The sequence below is a fragment of the Micromonospora sp. NPDC047762 genome (assembly GCF_043204655.1).
Taxonomy (GTDB): Bacteria; Actinomycetota; Actinomycetes; order Mycobacteriales; family Micromonosporaceae; genus Micromonospora.
In genome coordinates this window covers 393,436-413,784 of sequence record NZ_JBIDCQ010000002.1, presented here as the reverse complement: position 1 = coordinate 413,784, position 20,349 = coordinate 393,436, and the positions used below count along the sequence as shown (strand labels likewise).

Below are 20,349 nucleotides of genomic sequence, written 5' to 3'. Positions count from 1 at the left end.
GCGACGCCGCAACTGATCCCGCAGGGGTGTGGTTCACAGGCCGAGCGCAACGGGCTGGGCCGGCACTCCGGCACTGATCAATTCGGCCAAGGGCGTGGCGAGATCGCGAGGCGAGAACAGTTCCGGGCCGACGTACTCCCTGATCTCTGACAGCGACCACCAACGCCAGCCGATGACGTGCTCGGCCGCGAGCTCCTCATCGCTCATCGAACCGCGCGGCGTGAACGACGCGGTCCGAACGAGGAAGTAGTCGTTCACCACGCCATCGTGGCCGGGCGCGAACCCGGCGGCGACGATCTCCTGGTGCCAGACCTGAGGCGGGTCGACATCGAGAGCAAGACCGACCTCTTCGCGAAGCTCTCGCCGCAGGGCGGCCAATGGCGTCTCGCCGTCCTCGACACCACCCCCGGGAGTGATCCAAACGGCGATCGTGCCCGCTGGATCGGGAATGGCGAGTCTGAGCAGCAGAACGTGGTCGTCCTCATCGAGGACGACCGCACGCGCCGACCGCCGCAGGTTAACCGCCGACATCAGAACACCCTAGGGGTCGACGATCACCGTCGACGCCCGCGACGGTCGTGGTGCACCTCCGAGCGGTTCCCCATGGAGGGCATCACGGTGCCGAGATCTCCCTACTGCGCGACCTCTACCGCTGGCAGGGCTCAGCCGTACCGAGATAAAGGGATCGGCAGGCGGCACCGAGCCTCGTAGCGTTCCCGGAATGAGCGGGAGTGACGAGCGTGACGTGGTCCGACGCGGGTACGACGCACTCTCCTACCACTATCGATCGGACAACGCTGACGACGGTCAGTACGCTCCCTGGCTCGCCGGCTTACACAAGCGCCTGCCTGCCTCAGCAGCGGTCCTCGACCTCGGGTGCGGCTGTGGGGTGCCGGTCGCCCGCTTCCTCGCCAACGCTGGACACCGCGTGACCGGCGTAGACATCAGCGACGTGCAGATCGAGCGGGCGCGCCGCCTAGTGCCCAACGGCACCTTTCTCCGCGCCGACGCCACCGGGCTCGACCTGCCGCCAGCCTCGTTCAATGCCGTGGTCTGCCTGTACGCAGTCATCCACATGCCCCTGGCCGATCAACCGCAGCTCATCAAGAGCATCGCCACCTGGTTACGCCCCGGCGGTTGGCTGCTCACCACCGTCGGCAACAGCGCCTGGACAGGCACCGACGACAACTGGCTCGATGGCGACGCCACCATGTGGTGGAGCCAAGCCGATGCCTCCAGTTACCGCTCATGGCTGCGACAGGCGGGGCTGGCAATCATCGCCGAGGACTTCGTCCCCGAAGGCAGCAGCGGGCACACCCTCTTCTGGGCGCAGCGACCACAGAGCTGACCAGGCCCGGCCCTGTGCGAGGCTACGGCGGTGACTGACCTCGGCATTCGCGCGGCCACCTCTGCTGATTCCGAATTCCTGGTCGACATGCTCGTGGAGGCCGTGAACTGGCTGCCTGAGCGCAACTGGTCGCGCGAACAGATCCTGGCGAACCCTGCGCTGGCTCACTACGTCACCGGCTGGATGCGACCAGACGACTTCGGCCTGGTTGCGGTGGACTCGGCTGGTCGTTCAATCGGCGCGGCCTGGTTCCGGTACCTGACCTCCGCCGATCCAGGCTACGGGTACGTGAGTGACGACGTGCCGGAGCTGACTATCGGCGTGGTGGAAACCTGGCGGGGCCGGGGCGTGGGGCGGACGCTTCTGCGCGCCGTTCTGCAGGCCGCACGAGAACGTGGCATCCGCACGGTGTCGCTGAGCGTGGAGCGGGCGAACTTCGCTGCGAGGGTGTATGCCGCTGAGGGGTTCCGCACGGTTGAGTCGTTCGAGGACGCGGACACCATGGTCGCTGAGATCGGGCTGACGCGCATGGTGCCACCCTCACCTCTGAACAGGCGTAACGCTGCACCGAGGTGTGCGACTCGGAACGGGCGCGGGCGCTGCTCTTCGGGCTCTACACGGCTACGCCCGCGCTGTTCCTCGCGCTGCTGGTCAGCCTGGCCATGCTCGCGATCCTCATCGCCCGTACCCGGATCCGCTCGGCGGCCATGCTGGGCAGCCTGTCCGCGGTGCTTCCACTGGCCGTGTGCGGACTCCTCATCGCCAGCCTCTGACCGCCGCCACCGAAGATGCTCACCGGGTCCAACCCAGGAAGCGACGGTGCAGAACCCCCGCCGGCACCCAGGTCAGGTCTCGCGAGGCGCAGACCAGTTGAGCACCCATGTAGAGCGCCAGGGAGACGGCTGCGCCCTCGTACTCAGCGCGTAGTTCTTGCTGTCGGGTTCGGCAGGGCCAGGCCGCATTGCAGCCTCCGCAGGTCCAGAACGGCAGCACCGGCCCGTGGGTGGTCACCGTAGGTCGCCAATGAGGTGTACGAAGTGCGCCCGCCTCTGGAGCCACCCCAGTCGCTCCGAGCAGGGATGCGGCCGGCCGCATCGGCACAGGTCGAGCCCGACCTCGTCGTGGCGGTTCAGAAGTTCGTCGGCAGCGGCGACTTGAGCCTGGGCGTGGTCGATGAGGGCCGCCAGGCCGTAAATAGCAGCCATCCTCACTCCGTCAGACCCGCACGGCTACGGTGCCAACCTGCCTCCGCCATGACGGCGATGAGGTTGAGGTCACCCGTGGCGATTCGGCTCCGGGCGATATCGAGCCACAGCTGCGACGCGGCGGACTGCTCGCCGCTAGCAGTTCGCAGGCCTTCTACGGCGAGGCGTGCCAGGCGGCACGACACAAGCTGGTCGTCGTGGACGCGACCGACGATGAGGAAGTGGCCGGCACGGTCGGGGCGGTGGTCTTCCCACAGTGCTCGGCACAGACGCCACAGCAGCCGGTGGCGGCAGCCATCGGGCGGCTCGACTGGTGGGTTGTCGATATCGAACAACATGCCCAAGACGGTCCTGCCGGCTGCGGCCTCTGGGCCATGTCCGCTAGCCATGTCACGGTGACATGAGCGGCTCGACCTGCGCGGGCACCAGACCTAGGCTCCAGGTTGAGCACGATGCGTAGTCAGTCGACGACGGGTAGGACCGGTTGTGCCAGTCGACCAGCTTCAGACTCCGGACGGCTTCTGGGCGCGGCAGGACGTCAGGACAGCAGTGCGTGTCCGCGACATCGGCACTCTGGTCCGGCTGCTTGTCCGGCATACGGGGGCTAGTCAGACGCGCATCGGGGCCGTGGTCGGCCTGGAACAGGGCTATGTCAGCCGGGTGATAGCGGGCCGGAAGGTCACCTCCATCGACGTGCTGGAGCGGATCGCCGACGGCTGCGGCATGCCGGACGAGACCCGGATGTCGCTCGGCCTCGCAGTGCTGACCGCCGAGGCGCTGGTCATGGAAGCTCATGCCCACGCCGCCGCACGCGACGAACGCGCCTGCACCACCGCACTGCACCAGGCAGAACAGACCCTCGACCGGGCCGACCGCAGCAGCGACCCGCAATGGCTCGGCTACTTCGACGAGGCGTACCTGTCAGCCAAGTTCGGCCACTGCTTCCATGCCCTCGGCCGTTACCAGCAGGCCGAACGCTTCACCGCCTGCTCACTGCAGATGGACGAACGCTACGTACGCGGAAAGGCCTTCAATCTCACTCTTCTCGCATCCATCCACGCCCATAACGGCGAGCCCGATCGCGCCAGCGTCATCGGGGCCAAAGCCCTCACGCTGACCTCTCAACTGCGATCAGCCCGAGCCGTCCGGTACCTACGCGACCTGCAAACCAAACTCACAGCGCACCGCCGCCGGCCAGCCGTTCGACACTTCATCAACCGTGTCGACGTGACCCTCGGTCAACGCCGCTGACTACAGCTCGCCCCGGGCTTTGCGCGCGACCAGCTCCAACACCGCGATCACCGTGCCCGATCCCACGATCTCACCCCGAGACACGAGGTCCCGTGCTTCCGTCAACGGCACCCAGGCCACCCGCTCGGCCTCGTTAACGTCCACCGGCGAACCGATATGTGTCGCCTCGCGTGCAAGGAACAGAAGATTCTCGGCGTCCGCGGTCGCCACCCACGGCTGGAACGACAGCATCGGCTCCACCGGACCCGGACGCCACCCGGTCTCCTCCTCGACCTCCCGGACCGCACAGCTCGCCGGCTGCTCGCCGTCGTCGACATAACCCCCGGGCAGCTCCCACACCCACCTGTCGAACACGAACCGGTGCCGCCGCATCAGCAGCAGGCGCTCCTGCTCGTCAAGCACCGCGACCATGGCTGACCGGGGCGCCCGGATCACGTACTGCTCGAAACGGACCCCGTCCGGCAGCTCCACGTCGGCGATGCTCAACCGCGCCCGCCGGCTGCCGTCCACCACCCGCTCACCGTGAATCGTCCACCGCGTCGGCTCGGTACCCTGCTCCTCCGTCACCAGCTCAGTGTCCGACCGCTGGCGCAGACGGACCGTCACACCACACGACGAAGATCCATCCGAGACTCACCTCGACGGAGTCAGGGCTCGGGACCTGCGTGACCCATCGGTATCAGGACCTGCGTGACGCTGTTGAGGGCCGCGGCTTGGCCAACTGTCCGCCCGAACAGGCCTAAAGGACGTCGAACTCGTTGCCCTCTGGGTCTGCCATCGTCACGTGGTCAGGCGTACCGTCCGGTTCGTCGACCCGGAGTACGGTCCCGCCCGCTGCCACCAGTTTCTCGACCATCGCCTGGACCCGCAGCCAGCGCACCTCCAACGGCTCGTGCCTGCCGCCGCCGACGTGGATATCGAAGTGCATGCGGTTCTTGACTACCTTCGGCTCCGGCACCTTCAGGAACGAAATACCGGGCCGGATCCCGTCGGGGTCCTCAATGAAGGCGCCGTCGTCCCACTCGTCCTCAGGAACCTTGAAATGGGCCTGCCATGCCTCCCAGGTGCCGAACCCTTCTGGTGGGGCGGCCGGTACGTACCCCAGCGCCAGGCACCAGAACGCGGCCAGCTCACGCGGGCTCGCGCAGTCGACGGTCAAGGACCACTGCTCTGACATCGCCACACCGTAGACCGCCGAAGGCCACACCGAGCGGCCGGCCCGGCTCCGGGCATCCCCGCCACGACATCACCGCTGAGACGTCCACGCAGTGAACCACCGAGGCTCCTGGGGACCGCCCCGCTGGACCTCGCCGGTGGCGAAGTCGCCCCGACTCGGAGACCCGGCCAGCGCAGACGCTCCGCGAGCCCTTGGCGGCCTGGAACCGGCATGACCATGGTTCGATGGCTTCAGTAGAGCCTTGAAAGGCAGATCAGAGGCCATGCGGTCGCTATTTCCAGCGGAAGTGGACGAAGAGGCGGCCGAAGTTCTTCGAGTCCTTCTCCACGCGGTGGTAGAGCTGCTTGACGTCCTTCTGGTCGAGGAACCGCAGCACCCGCTTCTTGAGCTGGCCGGACCCCTTTCCGGGGATGATCTCGACGAGGGTGGCCTTCTTCGCCACCGCCTCGTCCATGATCCCGCGCAACGCCCGGTCGATGTCCTGGCCCTTGTTGAAGATCTCGTGCAGGTCCAGCTTGAGCTTCATGCCGCAGCCCCCGGCCGGTCAGGTCCCATGTCCGCCATCCTAGGCACGTCCGCCAGGTCGTCCGACGACGACGAAGGGGCGGCCCCGAAGGACCGCCCCTGCCACGTCGACCCGCGCGCTCAGCGTCGACCGCCCACTCGGGTTTCCACCCGCTCCAGCGCGGTCCGGTAGTCGTCGTTGGCCGCGTACATCGCTGCGGCGATCCGCAGGTGCCGCAGCGCGTCGGTGTGCCGGTTCAGCCGCTCCAACGTCCGACCGAGCACGTGGTGCGCGTAGTGGTCGCTCGGGTCCCGTTCGACCAGCTCACGCAGGTGCTCCTCGGCCCGGTTGAGCTGGGCCGACTGGAAGTACGCCCGGGCCAGCAGTTGCCGGACCGCAGCGTTGCCGGGTTCGGCGTCGATGATCGGCTCCAGCAGTCGGGCTGCACCGCTGGGGTCACCGGTCTCGAAGAACATGGTCGCCCGCCGGTAGTCCGCCAGAAGATCCATCTGCCACCTCCTCGGGTCGCACCGTCACCTGTTCCGACGCTGGCACAACACCGGACGTTTGGCGACTGTTCCCGGGGTCGAGATCAGGTCACTTCCGGCCGCCGATGGCCGCCGAAGAGGCGTCGAACGGTCAGGTGCGGGCGTTGCGTCGTCCGGCCGAAAGTTCCCAGGCGCGGACACCGCCGACGATTCCGGCGGTGTTCGGCACCACCACCACGTCGTCGCCCATCCGGGCCAGCTGCTCGGGCCGGATCAGTCGGGAGTTGCCCCCACCCAGGTAGAGCCGGTCCCAGCGGAACACCGGGCGGAGCCCGTCCACCACCTGCCGGATCCGACGGGACCAGAAGGCGTCGCCGAGCCGCCGCCGTTCCGGCTCGCCGACGTACGTGTCGTAGGTGGTGCCCCAGCGCACAGGCGCGTGCGACAGCTCCAGGTGCGGTGCGAGCACCCCGCCGTCGAAGAGCGCGCTGCCCAGCCCCGTCCCCAGGGTCAGCACCAGCTCGCAGCCGGTGCCGGCGACCACTCCGGCACCGTGCACCTCGGCATCGTTGAGCACCAGCGCCGGCACCCCGAACGCGTCGGCCAGCGCGCCGCGCGCGTCCCAGCCGGACCACTCGGCGAGCAGGTCCGGGTCGACCCGACTGCGGGGGCCGCTGCGGGTCACGTAGTGCGGCGTGCTCACGACCACTCCGTGCCGGATCATCCCGGGTACGCCGACAGTGAGCCGGTCCGCCGTTGGCAGGCGCCCGCCGAGATCCAGCAGGGTCCGGACAAACAGCGCGGGCGGCAACGGGTACGGGGTGGGCACCCGCAACGGCCGGGCCCGCATCGTTCCCGCCTCGTCGAGCACGGACGCCTTGATGCCCCCGCCCCCACAGTCGATCGCCAGTGTGGTCACCACGTCGTTGAGTCTGCCCGCTGGGGAGCGGTGATATGCAGGCGGCCGGATAGGCTGCCGTCCTGATGAGCGCCACGATGATCGTCAAGGACCTGGCCGCCGGGCACGGCGACCGCCCACTCTTCGCCGGATTGGACCTGGTGGTCGCCCCCGGCGACGTGGTCGGGCTGGTCGGGCCGAACGGGGCCGGCAAGTCGACGCTGCTGCGTACCCTCGCCGGGTTGTTGCCGGTCGAGGCCGGCAGCGTGCGACTCAGCCCGCCCACCGCGAGCGTGGGGCACCTGCCGCAGGAGCCGGAACGGCGACCGGGCGAGACGGTACGGGACTTCCTGGCCCGCCGGACCGGGGTGACCGCCGCGCAGGCGGCGTTGGACGCGGCGACCGAGGCGCTGACCGCAGGGGCGGCGGGCGCCGACGACGCGTACGGCGACGCCCTGGAGCGCTGGCTCGCCCTCGGCGGCGCGGACCTGGACGAGCGCGCCGAGCAGGTGAGCGCCGACCTGGGGCTCGCGGTCGACCTGGACCACCCGACGACCGGGCTCTCCGGCGGTCAGGCGGCCCGGGCCGGGCTGGCGTCGCTGCTGCTCAGCCGGTACGACGTGTTCCTGCTCGACGAGCCGACCAACGACCTGGACCTGGCCGGGCTGGAACGGCTGGAGGAGTTCGTCACCGGGCTGCGCGCCGGCACGGTGCTGGTCAGCCACGACCGGGAGTTCCTCACCCGCACTGTGACCCGGGTGTTGGAGCTGGACCTGCCACAGCAGCAGGTCAACCACTACGGTGGCGGCTACGCGGCGTACCTGGAGGAGCGCGAGGTGGCCCGTCGGCACGCCCGCGCGGACTTCGAGGAGTACGCGGAGACCAAGGCTGGGCTGGAGGCTCGGGCCCGGACCCAGCGTGGCTGGATGGAGAAGGGCGTCAAGAACGCCCGCCGCAAGGCCACCGACAACGACAAGATCGGCCGCAAGTTGCGAGCCGAGTCGAGCGAGAAGCAGGCCGCCAAGGCCAAGCAGACCGATCGGCTGATCGAACGGCTCGACGTGGTCGAGGAGCCCCGCAAGGAGTGGGAGCTGCGGATGGAGATCGCCGCCGCGCCCCGCGCCGGCGCCGTCGTGGCCACGCTGCGCGGAGCCGTGGTACGCCGTGGTGGCTTCACCCTCGGCCCGGTCGACCTCCAGATCGACTGGGCGGACCGGGTCGCGGTGACCGGGGCGAACGGCTCGGGCAAGTCCACCCTGCTGGCCGCGCTGCTGGGCCGGCTGCCGCTGGACGAGGGCACCGCCTCGCTCGGGCCCGGCGTGGTGATCGGCGAGGTGGACCAGGCCCGCGGGCTGTTCCTCGGCGACATGCCGCTGATCGACGCGTTCGAGGCGGCCGTACCCCACCTGTCGCCGGCGGACGCGCGGACCCTGCTGGCCAAGTTCGGCCTGCGGGGGGCGCACGTGCCCCGACCGGCGGCCACCCTCTCCCCCGGTGAGCGCACCCGGGCGGCGCTGGCCCTGCTCCAGGGCCGTGGGGTCAACCTGCTGGTGCTGGACGAGCCCACCAACCACCTGGACCTGCCCGCCATCGAGCAGCTCGAATCGGCGCTGGCCAGCTACCCCGGAACGCTGCTGCTGGTCACTCACGACCGGCGGATGCTGGCGGCCATCGAGACCAACCGGCGACTGCGGGTCGACGCCGGGCGGATCGCCGAGGATTGATCCGTGCCCGTGGGCCGGCGCGGGGTGAGAATGACGCCATGCTCAAGTGGGAGTACGCCCTGCTGGTCCGCCGCCGCCAGGCCGCGACCACCGACCTCGGCTGGGAGGTCGTCTTCGTCTGGTACGGCCCGGACGGCTCGATGGTCGACGTGACGCCGTACGGCGACACCTCGCTGGCCCACCTGAACCGGGCCGGCGACCAGGGCTGGGAGTTGGTCGCGATGAGCGAGGACCCGTCCCTGCCCGGCAACCACGAACTGCACCGCTACCACCTGAAGCGGCCGAAGCCTGCCGACCCGCCACCCCGCCAGCGAATGCGCGGCGGCCGACGCACCATCTCCGGCTGATCCGACCGCTCCGGGCCGAGGCGGCCGGCGCGAGACCCGTGCCGGCGCGAGACCCGTGCCGGCGCGAGACCCGTGCCGGCGCGAGACCCGTGCCGGCGCGAAGCCCGTGCCGCTGTTGACCGTGATGTCGTGGAGTCATCGTGATGACTGTGTGACATCACGATGAGTGCGACTCGGCCCGCGACCCGCGACACGCGCGTGGGCGGACCTCGCCTCAGCGAGCGGCGAGGTGGACGAGTGGGGCATAACGGGCGGGATTGCGGGTATCGCGCGGCGGGAGGTGGCCCGAATGGTCGCTTTGGCACAGACTCCGCCCTCGGCCGACCGGCTGCGGGCGATCGATGATTTCCTCGCCCAGGCATGGGCGGATCAGGTCCGCCACGATGATCGGTTGCGCGACCTGGCGGTCGATGTGCGGTTCGACCGGGGGGTGGCGCATCTGAGCGGCCAGGTGGCCGAGCCCGCCCAGCTACGGCTGGTGCGGGAGCTGGTCGGACGGCTCGCCGGTGTCTACGGCGTCTGGTGCCGGGTCGGCATCGGCGGGCGGGCGCCGGTGGTGGTTGACCTCGGCTGTGGGCCGACCAAGCAGTGGTCGAGCAACCTGGGGCTGGACATCTACCCGGCGCCCGGCGTGGATGCGGTGGCGGACCTGTCCGGCTCGCTGCCGCTCGCCGACAACTCGGTGGACGTCCTCTTCGCGGTGCACATCCTGGAGCACCTGATCGATTTCCTGCCGCTGGTCGACGAGTGTCACCGGGTGCTCCGCCCCGGCGGGGTGCTGCACGTGATGAGCCCCTGGTGGGGGCATGTGAACGCGGTGGCCGACCCGACTCACGTCCGGCTGATGGACGTGCAGACGTTCAAGGGGATCTGCCAGCTACGGCCACCGGGCACGCCGCGCTGGTACCCACTGCACGCGGGCTGCGACGGCGCCTCGATCTTCGCCGACCTGACGCCCCTCCCCCCGGACGCCGACCCGGCACCGCAGTCCCACCTGGCCCGCTTCTTCGACTAGCGGATCCGGGTGGACTCGCGGAATTCCAGGCGGTGGGTGGCGCGGAGGTCGTCGAGGCCGGCGGCGCGCAGCACCATAGCTGCGCAGGTCGCGCGGAAGGGCCCCGCAGATCGGGCCCTTCCGCACCCTCGGGTCAGGCAGTCGGCTCACGGGGGGTCGGAGGAGCGACGGCGGGCTCGTGCTGGGCCAGCCGGTTGCGGCGGTAGCCGTAGCCGAAGTAGATCAGCGCGCCGAGCAGCATCCAGGCCAGGAACCGCAGCCAGGTCTCCACCGACAGGTTGAGCATCAGGTAGAAGCAGGCCAGCGCCGAGACGATCGGCAACACCGGTGAGAACGGCACCCGGAACGGCCGCTCCAGGTCCGGCCGCTTGCGGCGCAGGATCGGCACCGCCACCGAGACGAGGACGAACGCGCAGAGCGCGCCGATGCTGACCAGGTCGGCCAGCGCGGACAGCGGCAGGAAGCCGGCCAGCAGCGCGACCGCCACCGTCATGATCGCCGAGATCCGGTACGGGGTGCCCCAACGCGGGTGCACCTTCGCGATCGAGGGCGGGATCAAGCCGTCCCGGGCGATGGCGAAGCCGATCCGGCCCATCGCCACCAGGTCGACCAGGATGACGCTGGTCAGGCCCGCGACCGCGGCGATGGAGACCAGCACTGCGGCCCACCCCGCGCCGACCGACTCGAAGGCCGACGCGATCGGGGCGCCCCGGTCGATCTCGGTGTACGGCACCATCCCGACCACCACCAGCGAGACGCCGATGTAGAGCACAGTGGAGATCAGCAGCGTGCCGAGCAGACCCAGGGTGAGGTCCCGCTTGGGCTTGCGCGTCTCCTCGCCCAGGTTGGCAACGGCCTCGAAGCCGGTGTACGCGAAGAAGACCACGGCGGCGGCGCTGAGCACCCCGACGAAGCCGAAGACCGACGGCTCAAGCCCGAAGAGCGCCTGGGTGACCGGCTGCTTGATGCCGTCGTCGCCGCTCCCGGCGGGCTCGGCCGGCGGGATGAACGGGGTGAGGTTGGCGGCCTTGACGAAGAACAGCCCGGCTACCACCACGAAGACGCAGATGGCCACCTTGACCAGCACCAGCAGGTTGGTGATCCGGGCGGATTCCCGGATGCCGACGATCGCCACGACGCCGAGGATCAGCACGATGGCGATGGCGCCCACGTTGACGGTGCTGCCCTCCTCGCCGAACCAGCGGGTCGGCAGGTCGAGCAGTTCGGCGAGGTAGCCGGACCAGCCTCGGGCCACCACCGCGGCGCCGAGAGCGAACTCCAGCAGCAGGTCCCAGCCGATGATCCAGGCGACGATCTCGCCCATCGTGGCGTACGCGTAGGTGTAGGCGCTGCCGGCGGTCGGCACGCTGGAGGCCAGCTCGGCGTAGCAGAGGGCGGCGAGCAGGGCCACCACGCCGGCGATGGCGAAGGAGATCACCACGCCCGGCCCGGCGCTGTCCCGGGCCTCGATCCCGGTGAGCGTGAAGATGCCGGTGCCGATCACGATGCCGATGCCGAAGCCGGTGAGGTCGATCGCGCCGAGCCGTCGCTTCAGCCCCAACTGGCCGTCGCTGCCGTCCGCCTCACCCTGGGCTATCACGTCCTTGATTGGTTTTGTGCGCAGCACGGACACCCGGTCACCCCTCCCACCGTGCGACCACCCCGTGGCGGCCGGTGACCGGCGTTGCTACCCAGCGGAGCGATTGGTCAACCACGAACTCTTGCGGCGTCGGCCAGATTGTGAAAATTTCCTACCAGCAACGCGGACATCGACGGCGAATCTTGCCGCGCACCGCGCGAAACATCCGGGAGCCCCAACGAAGGGACACACCGCATGAAAGCCACCCGACTCGGAGTCGCCGGGCTGGTCACAGCCCTGCTCGGTACGTTCGTCACCGCCACCCCCGCGAGTGCCGCGCCCAGCGCGGCCGACACCACCACCACCACCTGCGCCACCGACCCGGCCACCCCGAAACGGCAGTTCCGGGCCATGTGGATCTCGTCGGTGGTCAACATCGACTGGCCCAGCAAGGCGTCCCAGACCAGCCCCGACCGGATCGCCGCGCAGCAGACCGAGTACCGCGAGCTGCTCGACCTGGCCGGGCGACTGCACCACAACGCCGTCGTGGTGCAGGTCCGGCCCACCGCCGACGCGCTCTGGCCCTCGCCGTACGAGCCCTGGTCGGAGTACCTGACCGGGGTACGCGGCCAGGACCCGGGCTGGGACCCTCTGGCCTTCCTGGTCGACGAGTCGCACAAGCGGAACCTGGAGTTCCACGCCTGGTTCAACCCGTACCGTGTCTCCATGCCGGCCCCCGGTGGCGCCGGCGCGGACCTCGCCCAGCTCGCCCCCGGCCACCCGGCCCAGCAGCACCCCGACTGGACCTTCGCCTACCCACCGGCCGGCGTGGCCGGCAGCCGGCTCTACTACAACCCCGGAATCCCCGAGGTACGCGAGTTCGTCCAGACCGCCATGATGGACGCAGTCAAGCGGTACGACATCGACGGCGTCCATTTCGACGACTACTTCTACCCCTACCCCAGCGGCACGTACCAGGTGCCGGACGACGCGACCTTCGCGGCCCACAACCGGGGCTTCACCGACCGGGCCGACTGGCGGCGGGACAACATCAACCTCCTGATACAGGAGATGAACGGCAAGATCAAGGCGGCGAAGCCGTGGGTGAAGTTCGGGGTCAGCCCGTTCGGCATCTGGCGCAACAAGACCGCCGACCCGCTCGGTTCGGACACCACCGGCAGCCAGTCGTACGACATCATCTCCGCCGACACCCGTAAGTGGATCAAGCAGGAGTGGATCGACTACGTGGTGCCGCAGCTCTACTGGTACATCGGCCAGTACCCGGCCGCCGACTACGCGCGCCTCGTGCCGTGGTGGGCCGAGACGGTGCGCGGCACCCGCGTGCAGCTCTACATCGGCCAGGCCGACTACAAGAGCGGAGACCCGGCGTACGGGCCGTACTGGCAGAACCCGCGTGAGCTGTCCGACCACCTGACGCTCAACCGGTCGTACCCGGAGGTGCGGGGCAACGTGCACTTCTCCGCGGTGCAGGTACGGGCCAACCGGCTCGGCGCCACCGACATCTACGCCGGTGAGCACTACTCCCGCCCGGCGCTGGTGCCGGCCATGCCCCACCTGCCGGCGCGGCCGCTGCTCTTCCCGGTGGTCACCAAGGCGACGCGGCAGGCCGACGGGGTCCGGCTCACCTGGCGGCAACCCGCCGACGGCGTCGGCCCGCTCGGCACCGCCACCTCGTACGCGATCTACCGGTTCGACGGCACCACCCTGCCCGGCCGGTGCGCCACTGCCGACGCCGCGCACCTGGTCGAGAGCGTCCGGGCCACGCCCGGCAACGTCCAGTCCTGGGTGGACACGTCGGCCGAGCCCGGTCGGCGCTACACCTACCAGTTGACCGCGGTGGACCGGTCGGCCAACGAGAGCCCCGCCAGCCCGCCGGCATTCGTCCTGCGCTGACCATCCCTCGGAATGCCCCGGACGCCTCGTGCGTCCGGGGCATTCGTCTGTTTCGACGTATGTCACCAATAGTTGGCGATGCGCATACCACCTAGTTGATCAGCTGATCGACACTCATCGACATCCGGTAACCCGCCGGTAACTTCCGTCCCACCCGCTCACCCCCGCGGAGGTAACCCGTGCCCCGACGTCTCGCCACCCTGCTCGCCTCGGGCGCGTCAGCGCTGCTCGCCACCCTCGCCATCGCCTCACCCGCCGCCGCCGTCACCCCCGCCCAGAAGCTCTCCGTGCTGTCCAGCTGGACCCAGACCAGCGCGTCCAGCTACAACTCGTGGAACAGCGCCCGGGTCAACCGGGCACCCTGGGCCGAGTACAACTTCAACTGGTCCACCGACTACTGCTCGTCCAGCCCGGACAACCCGCTCGGCTTCACCTTCAACCTGGGCTGCTACCGGCACGACTTCGGCTACCGCAACTACAAGGCGGTCGGCCAGTTCTCCGCAAACAAGTCCCGCCTCGACAACGCCTTCTACGAGGACCTGAAGCGTGTCTGCACCACGTACAACTCGGTCGTTCGGCCGGCCTGCTACAGCCTGGCCTGGACCTACTACCAGGCGGTCAGCATCTTCGGTTCGGTAGCGGCCGTCCAGCAGGCCGACATCGACCGCGCCGCCCGAATGAAGGCCCAAGCCGAAGCCAACGCCGCAACCCACTAACCCCCACCCCCACCCCCACCCGCACTCCCCGCCCCGCGCCCCACCCCACGCCCTCGCACCTCGCACCTCGCGCTCGCGCTCGCGCCCGCGCCCGGGCCCGCCGATCTTGCACTTTCGGTTGTCGATATGCCGCTTTGGCACCGGTATCTCACAACAGAAAGAGCAAGATCGGCGGGTCGGGGCAGGGCAGGGCAAGGCCGGGGGGCGGGGCGAGGGCGCGAGGGAGGAGGGCAGGGGCGAGGCAGGGTGGGGCTGGGTGGGGTTAGGCGCGTTCGGTTCGGGTGGCTGGGTGGCGGTCGGGGTCGGCGGGACGGCGGGGGGTTGGTTGGGACAGGCCGGTGCTGAAGCGGGTCGAGTCCGCCGCCAGGTCCGGGTGTTCCACGTCGAGTGCCAGCGCTGCGGCCTCGTCCAGCCCCAGCTCCGCACCCTCGCCGTACGCGTCGTCGAAGGCCGCGTCGCCCAGCACCGCGCGCAACTCCCCCTGCTGCTCGGCCCAGTAACCCCCGAAGATGCCGGGGGTGGCCCGCATGCTCGCCCGGGTGGCCTGTGCCGCTCCGAACAGGCGGGCGGCGGTCAACCGCTCCCCGCCGATCGCGCAGCGCACCGCTACCGCGTTCAAGGTGTCGCACGCCCGCCCGTGGTAGCCGTGACCCATCCGGGAGCGCAGCGCCACCAGCAGATGCTCGTGTGCGGCGATCACGTCGCCGCGGGCCAGCGCGACCATGCCGAGCAGCATGTCCACCGAACGCCGTCCCCGCTCCACGGGCCGGGCCGCCTCCACCGGACGCACCGCGCCCAGCAGCTCTGCGGCCTCCTCCAGGGCACCCCGCCGCCAGAGCAGCTCGGCCAGGCTGAAGACCGCGAACAGAGCCTCGCCGACCACGTCCTGCCCGTGCGCCCAGTCGATGACCTCCCGGCACACCCGTTCGGCCTCGGCGAACTGCCCCATGTCGACGAGCGGCGCCGCCCTGCCGGCGAGCACCCGAGCCAGCAAACCCGCGTCGCCGGCCTGCCGGGCCGCTGCCTCCGCCCGCTGGGAGTAGCGCAGTTCCTCGGCGAACTCACCGTCGGCGCTGGCATGCAGCGAATGCATGTGGTACGCCGCAGCCAGCTCCGCCTCCGGGATCCGCTCCCCCGTCTCAGCGATCCGTCCGTACAGCCGGAACAGCCACAGCCGCCCCTCGCGGGCCAGGCCCCGCTCCAGCCACCACTGGTCAAGCCCACCCGCCAAGCCGAGACCCGCACGGGCGCTGCCGCCGGTGGCGCACCACCGCAGCGCGGCGCGCAGCTCCCCGGCCAGTGGATCGAGGGCATACAGCGACAGCGTCACCGGCCGGCCGTCCTGGCCCAGGTGGGCCCGGTCCAACGCGTGCGCCGACCAGGCCACGTGCCGGTCCCGGGCGGCCTGCTCCTCGCCCGCCTCGGCCAGCCGTCGCGCCGCGTACGCACGGATGGGGTCGAGCATCCGGTAGGTGCTGCCGGAGGCACGCGGCTCGGCCAACACCATCGACTTGTCCACCAGGACCGACAGCGGGTCCAGCGGATCGTCACCCAGCAGCCACTCCACCGTCGCCAGATCCACCGGGCCGGCGAAGACCGCCAGCCACCGCAGCAGGCGGGCGGCCCGGGGCCCCAGCGTCCGGTAGGACCAGGTGACGGTGGCCTGCATGGTCAGATGCCGTTCGGTGGCCGAGCGCTGCACCGCTCGGCTCGCCGGTGAGGGTGGCGACGCCCCGGCGGCCGCAGCGACCAGGTCCACGGTGTCCTGCTGGTTGCCGGACCAGCCCCGCTCCACCGGCGGCGGATCCGGGTCCTCCCGGCCGGCGTCGAGGGTGCCGAGGACGTCGTCCAGGCGCTCGGCGAGCTGACCGACCGAGAGCACCCGCAGCCGGGCGGCGGCCAGCTCGATGGCGAGCGGCAGGCCGTCCAACCGCTGCACGACCCGCCGCAGGTCGGCGGACTCGGCCGGGTCCGGCTGCCGACCACCACGGGCCGCCGCCGTGCGGTCCAGCAGCAGCGCCACCGCGTCGCTCTCCGCGCCGTCCGCGCGCGGGTCGACCGAGAGCGGCGGAATCCGCCACACCACCTCGCCGGGCAGGCTGAACGACTCGCGACTGGTGGCCAGCACCCGTACGCCGCTTCCACCGGACAGCAGCCGCGCGATCACCTCGGCGCAGGCGGCCGGTTGGGTGTCACAGGTGTCCAGTACTACCAGCATCCGACGGCCGGCCGCGTACTCGACGAGGGTGTCCAGCATCGGCCGACCGGGCTCGGGACGCAGGCCGAGCACGGCGGCGATGGCGAACGCCACCAACCCCGGGTCGGTCACCGAGGCGATGTCGACGAACCAGACCCCGTCCGGGTACGCCTCGACAACTCCGCTGGCCAACTCCACCGCGAGCCGGGTCTTGCCCGCGCCGCCGGCGCCGAGCACGGTGACCAGGCGGTTCTGACGCACCAGCAGGCTCAGCTCGATGCGCTCGGCCTGCCGGCCGACGAACGAGGTGACCTGGGTGGGCAGGTTGTGCGCCACCGCGTCAGCGGTGCGGGGCCGGGGGAACTGTCGCTCCAGACCCGGTGCGACGAGTTGGAACAGCCGTTCACGGTCGTCAAAGCCGCGTAGCCGGTGCAGCCCCAGGTCGAGCAGGGTCGCACCCGGCGGCATCGGATCGGCCCGACGGGCGGTGGACGCCGTGCAGAGCACCTGCCCGCCGTGCGCGGCGGCCGCCACCCGGGCGGCCCGGTGCACCTCGGCGCTGGCGTACTCGCCGTCACGTGGCTCGGCATAGCCGGTGTGCAGGCCCATCCGCACCCGGGGCGCGGCTTCGGGGGTGGGCCAGTCGTGGCTGGACAGTGCCCGCTGAGCGGTCAGACACGCGGTCATCGCCGCGGAAGCTTCCTCGAAGGCCAGGAAGAACGAGTCGCCCTCGGTCAGCAGTTCCGCGCCACCGGTGCTGGCCAGCGTGCGGCGCAGCAGCCGTCGATGCTCGGCGAGCACCGGGCGGTAGTCCGGGCCGAGCAGCTGAGCCAGCCGTGTGGAGCCCTCGATATCAGTGAATACGAAGGTCACCCAACCGCTCGGGAGCTGGATCCGTGGCGACATGCGAGGAACCTCCGCCCGTGACGTCGGGTTCATGCTGCCTGAGTCCGAACGATCACACATCGTGAGAACGGCCGGGCAAGTGCCGCCTCAACGTGCCACTCGGACCCGCTCCCGGCAAGGCTGGCCCACCAGGCGGCGGCGAATTGACCCGATCAGCAGCCGCAGGCGCCGCCGCAGCAGCCACCACCAGCGGCGGGTGCCGGGGCACCACCACTGCGACCGGTGACCGCGACCGCGGAAAGAAGCTTGACCGTGTCGGCGTGTCCCTGAGGGCAGCTGGCCGGCTCACCGGCCGCCGCCATCGAACGGTTGACCTCGAAGGTGTCGCCGCAGGCGCGGCAGCGGAACTCGTACCGGGGCATGCCACCCAGGGTACGTGGATCTGACGGTTCGCGGAGCATGGGTGATACTCGACAGGTGGTGGACGGCGAGGACGACACGCGTGTGCAACCGTTACGACCGGCCGCGCCGCTGGACGGGCCGCTCGAAGGCTCCGGGGCAGCGCCCGACCAGGCGCGCAAGGTGCCCCGCCCCCGCCGCCCCTGGCTGAGCGGGCGTTCCGCCGGCGCGCCGGGCACGTCACCAGCCACCACGCCACCAGCCGCCACGGCGGTTCCGCCAGCGGCGAAGTCCTCCGCAGCCGACTCCGCCGGGTCCGAACCGGACTCGCGCGCCGCCGGCCCGGAGGTCCCGGCCGAATCTGTCCCGACCGCAAGCCCCGCAGCCGACCCCCTCGCTGCGGCAGCCAACGCCGAGACGGGCAAGGCCAAGGACGCGAAGGTCGACACCGCGAAGGCCAAGACCGATGAGGCCAGGACCGGTGAGGCCAAGACCGCTGAGGCCAAGGACGCGAAGGCCGAAGCCGGTAAGGCCTACACCCCCGAGGCCAAGGACGCGAAAGCCGACGCCGCAGATCCGGCGAAGACCACTGTGGATGAGATCCCGGCCGTGCCGGCGTCCGACCCGGCCCGCCGACGGCGGGTGCAGTTCGCGCACGCGGTACGGCTGCAACCCCGTCGGGCAGCAGCCGCAGCGACCCAGGCGACCCGCGCGTGGGCGCGCCGGCCGAGTGGTCGGCTGACCCTGCCCGGTGTCTTCCTGCTGGCACTGGTGGCGGCGACCGGCGCGGTGGGAGCGCTGCTCGTACCGGCCACGATCCGTGCACCGCGCCCGGTCGCCGTCGACGCCTCGGCCGCGCCGAGCGGGGTGGCAGCGCCTGGGATGCCCTCCGGCCTGCCGACCAGCCCGCTGCCCACCGGGCCGCTGCCGACCGGACCGCTGCCGACCCTTCCGCTGCCCTCCGGCGGGTTGCCCGGCAACGGGCTCCCGACCGGGTCGGTGGTCGGTGGCCGACCGTCGGATGCCCTGGCCGGCTGGGCGCAGCAGGTCGGTGCCAAGGTCGGTGTCCCGGCGGTAGCCATGCAGGCGTACGGCTACGCCGAGCTGGTGCTCGCCCAGACCAACCGCAGCTGTGCGCTGAGCTGGACCACGCTGGCCGCGATCGGAAAGGTCGAATCGGATCACGGGTCGACCAACGGGGCGCAGTTGGGGCAGGACGGCAAGGCGGTGCCCAACATCTTCGGGCTGCCGCTGGACGGCAAGGACGGCCGGATGCGGATCATCGACACCGACCGTGGGGCGCTCGACGGGAACTCGACCCTCGACCGCGCCATCGGGCCGATGCAGTTCATCCCGACCACCTGGCAGGAGATCGGCGCGGACGCGGACAACGACGGCGTCAAGGACCCGCATGACCTGGACGACGCGGCACTGGCAGCGGGGAACTACCTCTGCAAGGGCGGCCGGAACCTGAGCATCGCGGGCGACTGGTGGAACGCGATCCTCTCCTACAACGACGTACGGCGGTACGCCCAGGACGTCTACGACACCGCGAACCGGTACGGACGGGCCAGTCGCTAGTGAAGTGATCGTCTCGATACGTTGGAGAACTGGACACTTCCCCCGGGCCTCTGTTAGCGGCAAGCTAGACGGGTGATGGTGCGCGAGTGGGACCCCAGGACCGCGTCGTCCGCCGAGATCGCGTCGCTGTTGGCCACGCTGAACGCGGTCCTGGCGGCCGACCTGCCGCAGGATCCGCCCTGGCGGGAGGCCTCGCTGCGGGAGTACCTCGCCGAGGTGATGCCCGGCGAGCGGCGGATCTCCTGGATCGCCCAGGCCGAGCCGACGGATCCGGGCGACACGGGCGCTGTGATCGGCCAGGTGCACGTACTCCTTCTGGGTGACATCGGCGTGCTCGAGGTGCTGGTGCACCCGTCCGCCCGACGCACCGGCCTCGGCCGTGACCTGGTGCTGCGTGCCGCGCGCCGGGTCTACCAGGAAGGCTTCCAGTCGATCGGGGTCGAGGTTGTCGGCGACACGCCGGCGGTCGGGTTCTACGAGGCGCTCGGCTTCACCCGGGAGTACGTGGAGACGCGCAGCGTGCTCGACCTGACGGCGGTGGACTGGGCCGAGCTGGCCGAGATGGCCACCGGCATCGGGGCGGGCTACCAGCTGGAGTTCTTCCCGGGCGGGCCGCCGGACGACCTGATCGAGGCGTACGCGCGGGCCAAGGCCGAGGTGCGCGACGTCGACGACGGTGAGCTGCGCCCCAGCTCCTACGACCCGGAGCGACTGCGGGACAGCCTCGACACGCTGCACCGACGGGGCATGAAGCCGTACATCGTGCTCGCCCGGCACGAGCAGAGCGGCGAGGTGGCCGGCCTGACCGAGGTGGTGGTGCCGGCGCAGCACCCGACCCGCGCCGACCAGTACGACACGATCGTCGCGCAGGACCACCGGGGCTATGGCATCGATCGGGCGATCAAGGCGCGGATGCTGCTGGAGTTGCGCTCCGCCGAGCCGGAGCTGATCGAGGTGCAGACCTGGAACGCGCAGGCCAACGAGGCGATGTTGAAGGTCAACGCTGAGCTGGGCTACCGCCCCGACCGGGACTGGTGCGAATACAGCGTCGACGTCGCTGAGCTGGTGCACCGCCTCGATCCACCGCGCTGAGAAATTCACGAAACTGTCCATTAGGGGATGGACGGTGGACAGTCGCGCACCTTAACGTGCGTTGACC

21 protein-coding genes and 1 pseudogene are annotated in these 20,349 nt (G+C 70.5%); 11 read left to right on the top strand and 11 right to left on the bottom strand.

Features of this window, described 5'->3' with window-relative positions; genetic code table 11:
• Positions 1-33: 33 nt before the first annotated feature.
• The gene (locus ACGF3C_RS07460) at positions 34-531 is read right to left on the bottom strand and encodes an NUDIX hydrolase (protein WP_393219730.1); all 498 of its coding nucleotides are present in this window, start codon (positions 529-531) and stop codon (positions 34-36) included.
• A gap of 190 nt (positions 532-721) precedes the next feature.
• Between ACGF3C_RS07460 and ACGF3C_RS07455 the strand changes: the two genes are divergently transcribed.
• From ACGF3C_RS07455 to ACGF3C_RS07445, 3 genes and pseudogenes are all read left to right on the top strand, one after another.
• Positions 722-1,348 carry a class I SAM-dependent methyltransferase gene (locus ACGF3C_RS07455; RefSeq protein ID WP_393219727.1) on the top strand — a complete coding sequence of 209 codons (627 nt, stop codon included), beginning with the start codon at positions 722-724 and terminating at the stop codon, positions 1,346-1,348.
• Positions 1,349-1,378: 30 nt separating this feature from the next.
• Positions 1,379-1,819, top strand: a pseudogene (locus ACGF3C_RS07450) (GNAT family N-acetyltransferase); the annotation flags it as partial.
• Positions 1,820-1,920: 101 nt separating this feature from the next.
• The gene (locus ACGF3C_RS07445) at positions 1,921-2,121 is read left to right on the top strand and encodes a hypothetical protein (protein WP_393220828.1); all 201 of its coding nucleotides are present in this window, start codon (positions 1,921-1,923) and stop codon (positions 2,119-2,121) included.
• 19 nt (positions 2,122-2,140) lie between these two features.
• Here ACGF3C_RS07445 and ACGF3C_RS07440 read toward each other — a convergent pair whose 3' ends face one another.
• The gene (locus ACGF3C_RS07440; protein WP_393219724.1) at positions 2,141-2,359 is read right to left on the bottom strand and encodes a hypothetical protein; all 219 of its coding nucleotides are present in this window, start codon (positions 2,357-2,359) and stop codon (positions 2,141-2,143) included.
• Between the two features lie 196 nt (positions 2,360-2,555).
• On the bottom strand, positions 2,556-2,891 hold the full coding sequence (locus ACGF3C_RS07435; RefSeq protein WP_393219721.1) for a hypothetical protein: 336 nt from the start codon (positions 2,889-2,891) through the stop codon (positions 2,556-2,558).
• 148 nt (positions 2,892-3,039) lie between these two features.
• Between ACGF3C_RS07435 and ACGF3C_RS07430 the strand changes: the two genes are divergently transcribed.
• Positions 3,040-3,804, top strand: coding sequence for a helix-turn-helix domain-containing protein (locus ACGF3C_RS07430; protein ID WP_393219718.1), 765 nt, complete (start codon positions 3,040-3,042; stop codon positions 3,802-3,804).
• Here ACGF3C_RS07430 and ACGF3C_RS07425 read toward each other — a convergent pair whose 3' ends face one another.
• The 5 genes from ACGF3C_RS07425 to ACGF3C_RS07405 form a co-directional block, all read right to left on the bottom strand.
• Positions 3,805-4,371 carry an NUDIX hydrolase gene (locus tag ACGF3C_RS07425; RefSeq protein ID WP_393219715.1) on the bottom strand — a complete coding sequence of 189 codons (567 nt, stop codon included), beginning with the start codon at positions 4,369-4,371 and terminating at the stop codon, positions 3,805-3,807.
• 172 nt (positions 4,372-4,543) lie between these two features.
• A complete protein-coding gene (locus tag ACGF3C_RS07420) occupies positions 4,544-4,981 on the bottom strand; it encodes a VOC family protein (protein WP_393219712.1) in 438 nt (145 codons plus the stop codon).
• Positions 4,982-5,252: 271 nt separating this feature from the next.
• On the bottom strand, positions 5,253-5,507 hold the full coding sequence (locus ACGF3C_RS07415) for a Smr/MutS family protein (protein ID WP_007465523.1): 255 nt from the start codon (positions 5,505-5,507) through the stop codon (positions 5,253-5,255).
• Between the two features lie 119 nt (positions 5,508-5,626).
• The gene (locus tag ACGF3C_RS07410; RefSeq protein ID WP_355005736.1) at positions 5,627-5,995 is read right to left on the bottom strand and encodes a tetratricopeptide repeat protein; all 369 of its coding nucleotides are present in this window, start codon (positions 5,993-5,995) and stop codon (positions 5,627-5,629) included.
• Positions 5,996-6,125: 130 nt separating this feature from the next.
• Positions 6,126-6,896, bottom strand: coding sequence for an ROK family protein (locus tag ACGF3C_RS07405; protein ID WP_124860484.1), 771 nt, complete (start codon positions 6,894-6,896; stop codon positions 6,126-6,128).
• 62 nt (positions 6,897-6,958) lie between these two features.
• Between ACGF3C_RS07405 and ACGF3C_RS07400 the strand changes: the two genes are divergently transcribed.
• From ACGF3C_RS07400 to ACGF3C_RS07390, 3 genes are all read left to right on the top strand, one after another.
• Positions 6,959-8,596: an ABC-F family ATP-binding cassette domain-containing protein gene (locus ACGF3C_RS07400; RefSeq protein ID WP_357228797.1), complete on the top strand. Its 1,638-nt coding sequence runs from the start codon at positions 6,959-6,961 to the stop codon at positions 8,594-8,596.
• Between the two features lie 38 nt (positions 8,597-8,634).
• Positions 8,635-8,943, top strand: coding sequence for a hypothetical protein (locus ACGF3C_RS07395; protein WP_357196436.1), 309 nt, complete (start codon positions 8,635-8,637; stop codon positions 8,941-8,943).
• 289 nt (positions 8,944-9,232) lie between these two features.
• A complete protein-coding gene (locus tag ACGF3C_RS07390) occupies positions 9,233-9,958 on the top strand; it encodes a methyltransferase domain-containing protein (protein WP_357228799.1) in 726 nt (241 codons plus the stop codon).
• Between the two features lie 133 nt (positions 9,959-10,091).
• Here the strand turns inward: ACGF3C_RS07390 and ACGF3C_RS07385 are convergent, their stop codons facing one another.
• The gene (locus tag ACGF3C_RS07385; RefSeq protein ID WP_357228802.1) at positions 10,092-11,591 is read right to left on the bottom strand and encodes an amino acid permease; all 1,500 of its coding nucleotides are present in this window, start codon (positions 11,589-11,591) and stop codon (positions 10,092-10,094) included.
• Positions 11,592-11,792: 201 nt separating this feature from the next.
• On the opposite strand from ACGF3C_RS07385, the gene ACGF3C_RS07380 reads away from it, so the two are divergent.
• Together ACGF3C_RS07380 and ACGF3C_RS07375 are read left to right on the top strand one after the other, a co-directional pair.
• Positions 11,793-13,451 (top strand): glycoside hydrolase family 10 protein, encoded by a 1,659-nt coding sequence (locus ACGF3C_RS07380; RefSeq protein WP_393219704.1) that lies wholly within the window; start codon positions 11,793-11,795, stop codon positions 13,449-13,451.
• A gap of 179 nt (positions 13,452-13,630) precedes the next feature.
• Positions 13,631-14,167 (top strand): phospholipase, encoded by a 537-nt coding sequence (locus ACGF3C_RS07375; RefSeq protein WP_355005744.1) that lies wholly within the window; start codon positions 13,631-13,633, stop codon positions 14,165-14,167.
• A 262-nt stretch (positions 14,168-14,429) separates the two neighbouring features.
• Here the strand turns inward: ACGF3C_RS07375 and ACGF3C_RS07370 are convergent, their stop codons facing one another.
• Together ACGF3C_RS07370 and ACGF3C_RS07365 are read right to left on the bottom strand one after the other, a co-directional pair.
• Entirely contained in the window at positions 14,430-17,270 is a 2,841-nt protein-coding gene (locus ACGF3C_RS07370) for an ATP-binding protein (RefSeq protein WP_393219700.1), read from the bottom strand.
• Between the two features lie 152 nt (positions 17,271-17,422).
• Positions 17,423-17,632, bottom strand: coding sequence for a zinc ribbon domain-containing protein (locus ACGF3C_RS07365; protein ID WP_357233008.1), 210 nt, complete (start codon positions 17,630-17,632; stop codon positions 17,423-17,425).
• Between the two features lie 37 nt (positions 17,633-17,669).
• Here ACGF3C_RS07365 and ACGF3C_RS07360 point away from each other — a divergent pair, with 37 nt between their 5' ends.
• Complete coding sequence (locus ACGF3C_RS07360) at positions 17,670-19,190, top strand: lytic murein transglycosylase (RefSeq protein WP_393219696.1); 1,521 nt, start codon at positions 17,670-17,672, stop codon at positions 19,188-19,190.
• A 75-nt stretch (positions 19,191-19,265) separates the two neighbouring features.
• The gene (locus ACGF3C_RS07355) at positions 19,266-20,282 is read left to right on the top strand and encodes a GNAT family N-acetyltransferase (RefSeq protein ID WP_393220749.1); all 1,017 of its coding nucleotides are present in this window, start codon (positions 19,266-19,268) and stop codon (positions 20,280-20,282) included.
• Positions 20,283-20,349: the final 67 nt, after the last annotated feature.

Coding starts and splice junctions, on each gene's coding strand:
- ACGF3C_RS07365 (WP_357233008.1), bottom strand. CDS start 17,632: ATGCCCCGGTACGAGTTCCGCTGCCGCGCCTGCGGCGACACCTTCGAG.
- ACGF3C_RS07435 (WP_393219721.1), bottom strand. CDS start 2,891: ATGTTGTTCGATATCGACAACCCACCAGTCGAGCCGCCCGATGGCTGC.
- ACGF3C_RS07360 (WP_393219696.1), top strand. CDS start 17,670: ATGGGTGATACTCGACAGGTGGTGGACGGCGAGGACGACACGCGTGTG.
- ACGF3C_RS07400 (WP_357228797.1), top strand. CDS start 6,959: ATGAGCGCCACGATGATCGTCAAGGACCTGGCCGCCGGGCACGGCGAC.
- ACGF3C_RS07355 (WP_393220749.1), top strand. CDS start 19,266: ATGGTGCGCGAGTGGGACCCCAGGACCGCGTCGTCCGCCGAGATCGCG.
- ACGF3C_RS07390 (WP_357228799.1), top strand. CDS start 9,233: ATGGTCGCTTTGGCACAGACTCCGCCCTCGGCCGACCGGCTGCGGGCG.
- ACGF3C_RS07455 (WP_393219727.1), top strand. CDS start 722: ATGAGCGGGAGTGACGAGCGTGACGTGGTCCGACGCGGGTACGACGCA.
- ACGF3C_RS07415 (WP_007465523.1), bottom strand. CDS start 5,507: ATGAAGCTCAAGCTGGACCTGCACGAGATCTTCAACAAGGGCCAGGAC.
- ACGF3C_RS07380 (WP_393219704.1), top strand. CDS start 11,793: ATGAAAGCCACCCGACTCGGAGTCGCCGGGCTGGTCACAGCCCTGCTC.
- ACGF3C_RS07395 (WP_357196436.1), top strand. CDS start 8,635: ATGCTCAAGTGGGAGTACGCCCTGCTGGTCCGCCGCCGCCAGGCCGCG.
- ACGF3C_RS07410 (WP_355005736.1), bottom strand. CDS start 5,995: ATGGATCTTCTGGCGGACTACCGGCGGGCGACCATGTTCTTCGAGACC.
- ACGF3C_RS07460 (WP_393219730.1), bottom strand. CDS start 531: ATGTCGGCGGTTAACCTGCGGCGGTCGGCGCGTGCGGTCGTCCTCGAT.
- ACGF3C_RS07370 (WP_393219700.1), bottom strand. CDS start 17,270: ATGTCGCCACGGATCCAGCTCCCGAGCGGTTGGGTGACCTTCGTATTC.
- ACGF3C_RS07420 (WP_393219712.1), bottom strand. CDS start 4,981: ATGTCAGAGCAGTGGTCCTTGACCGTCGACTGCGCGAGCCCGCGTGAG.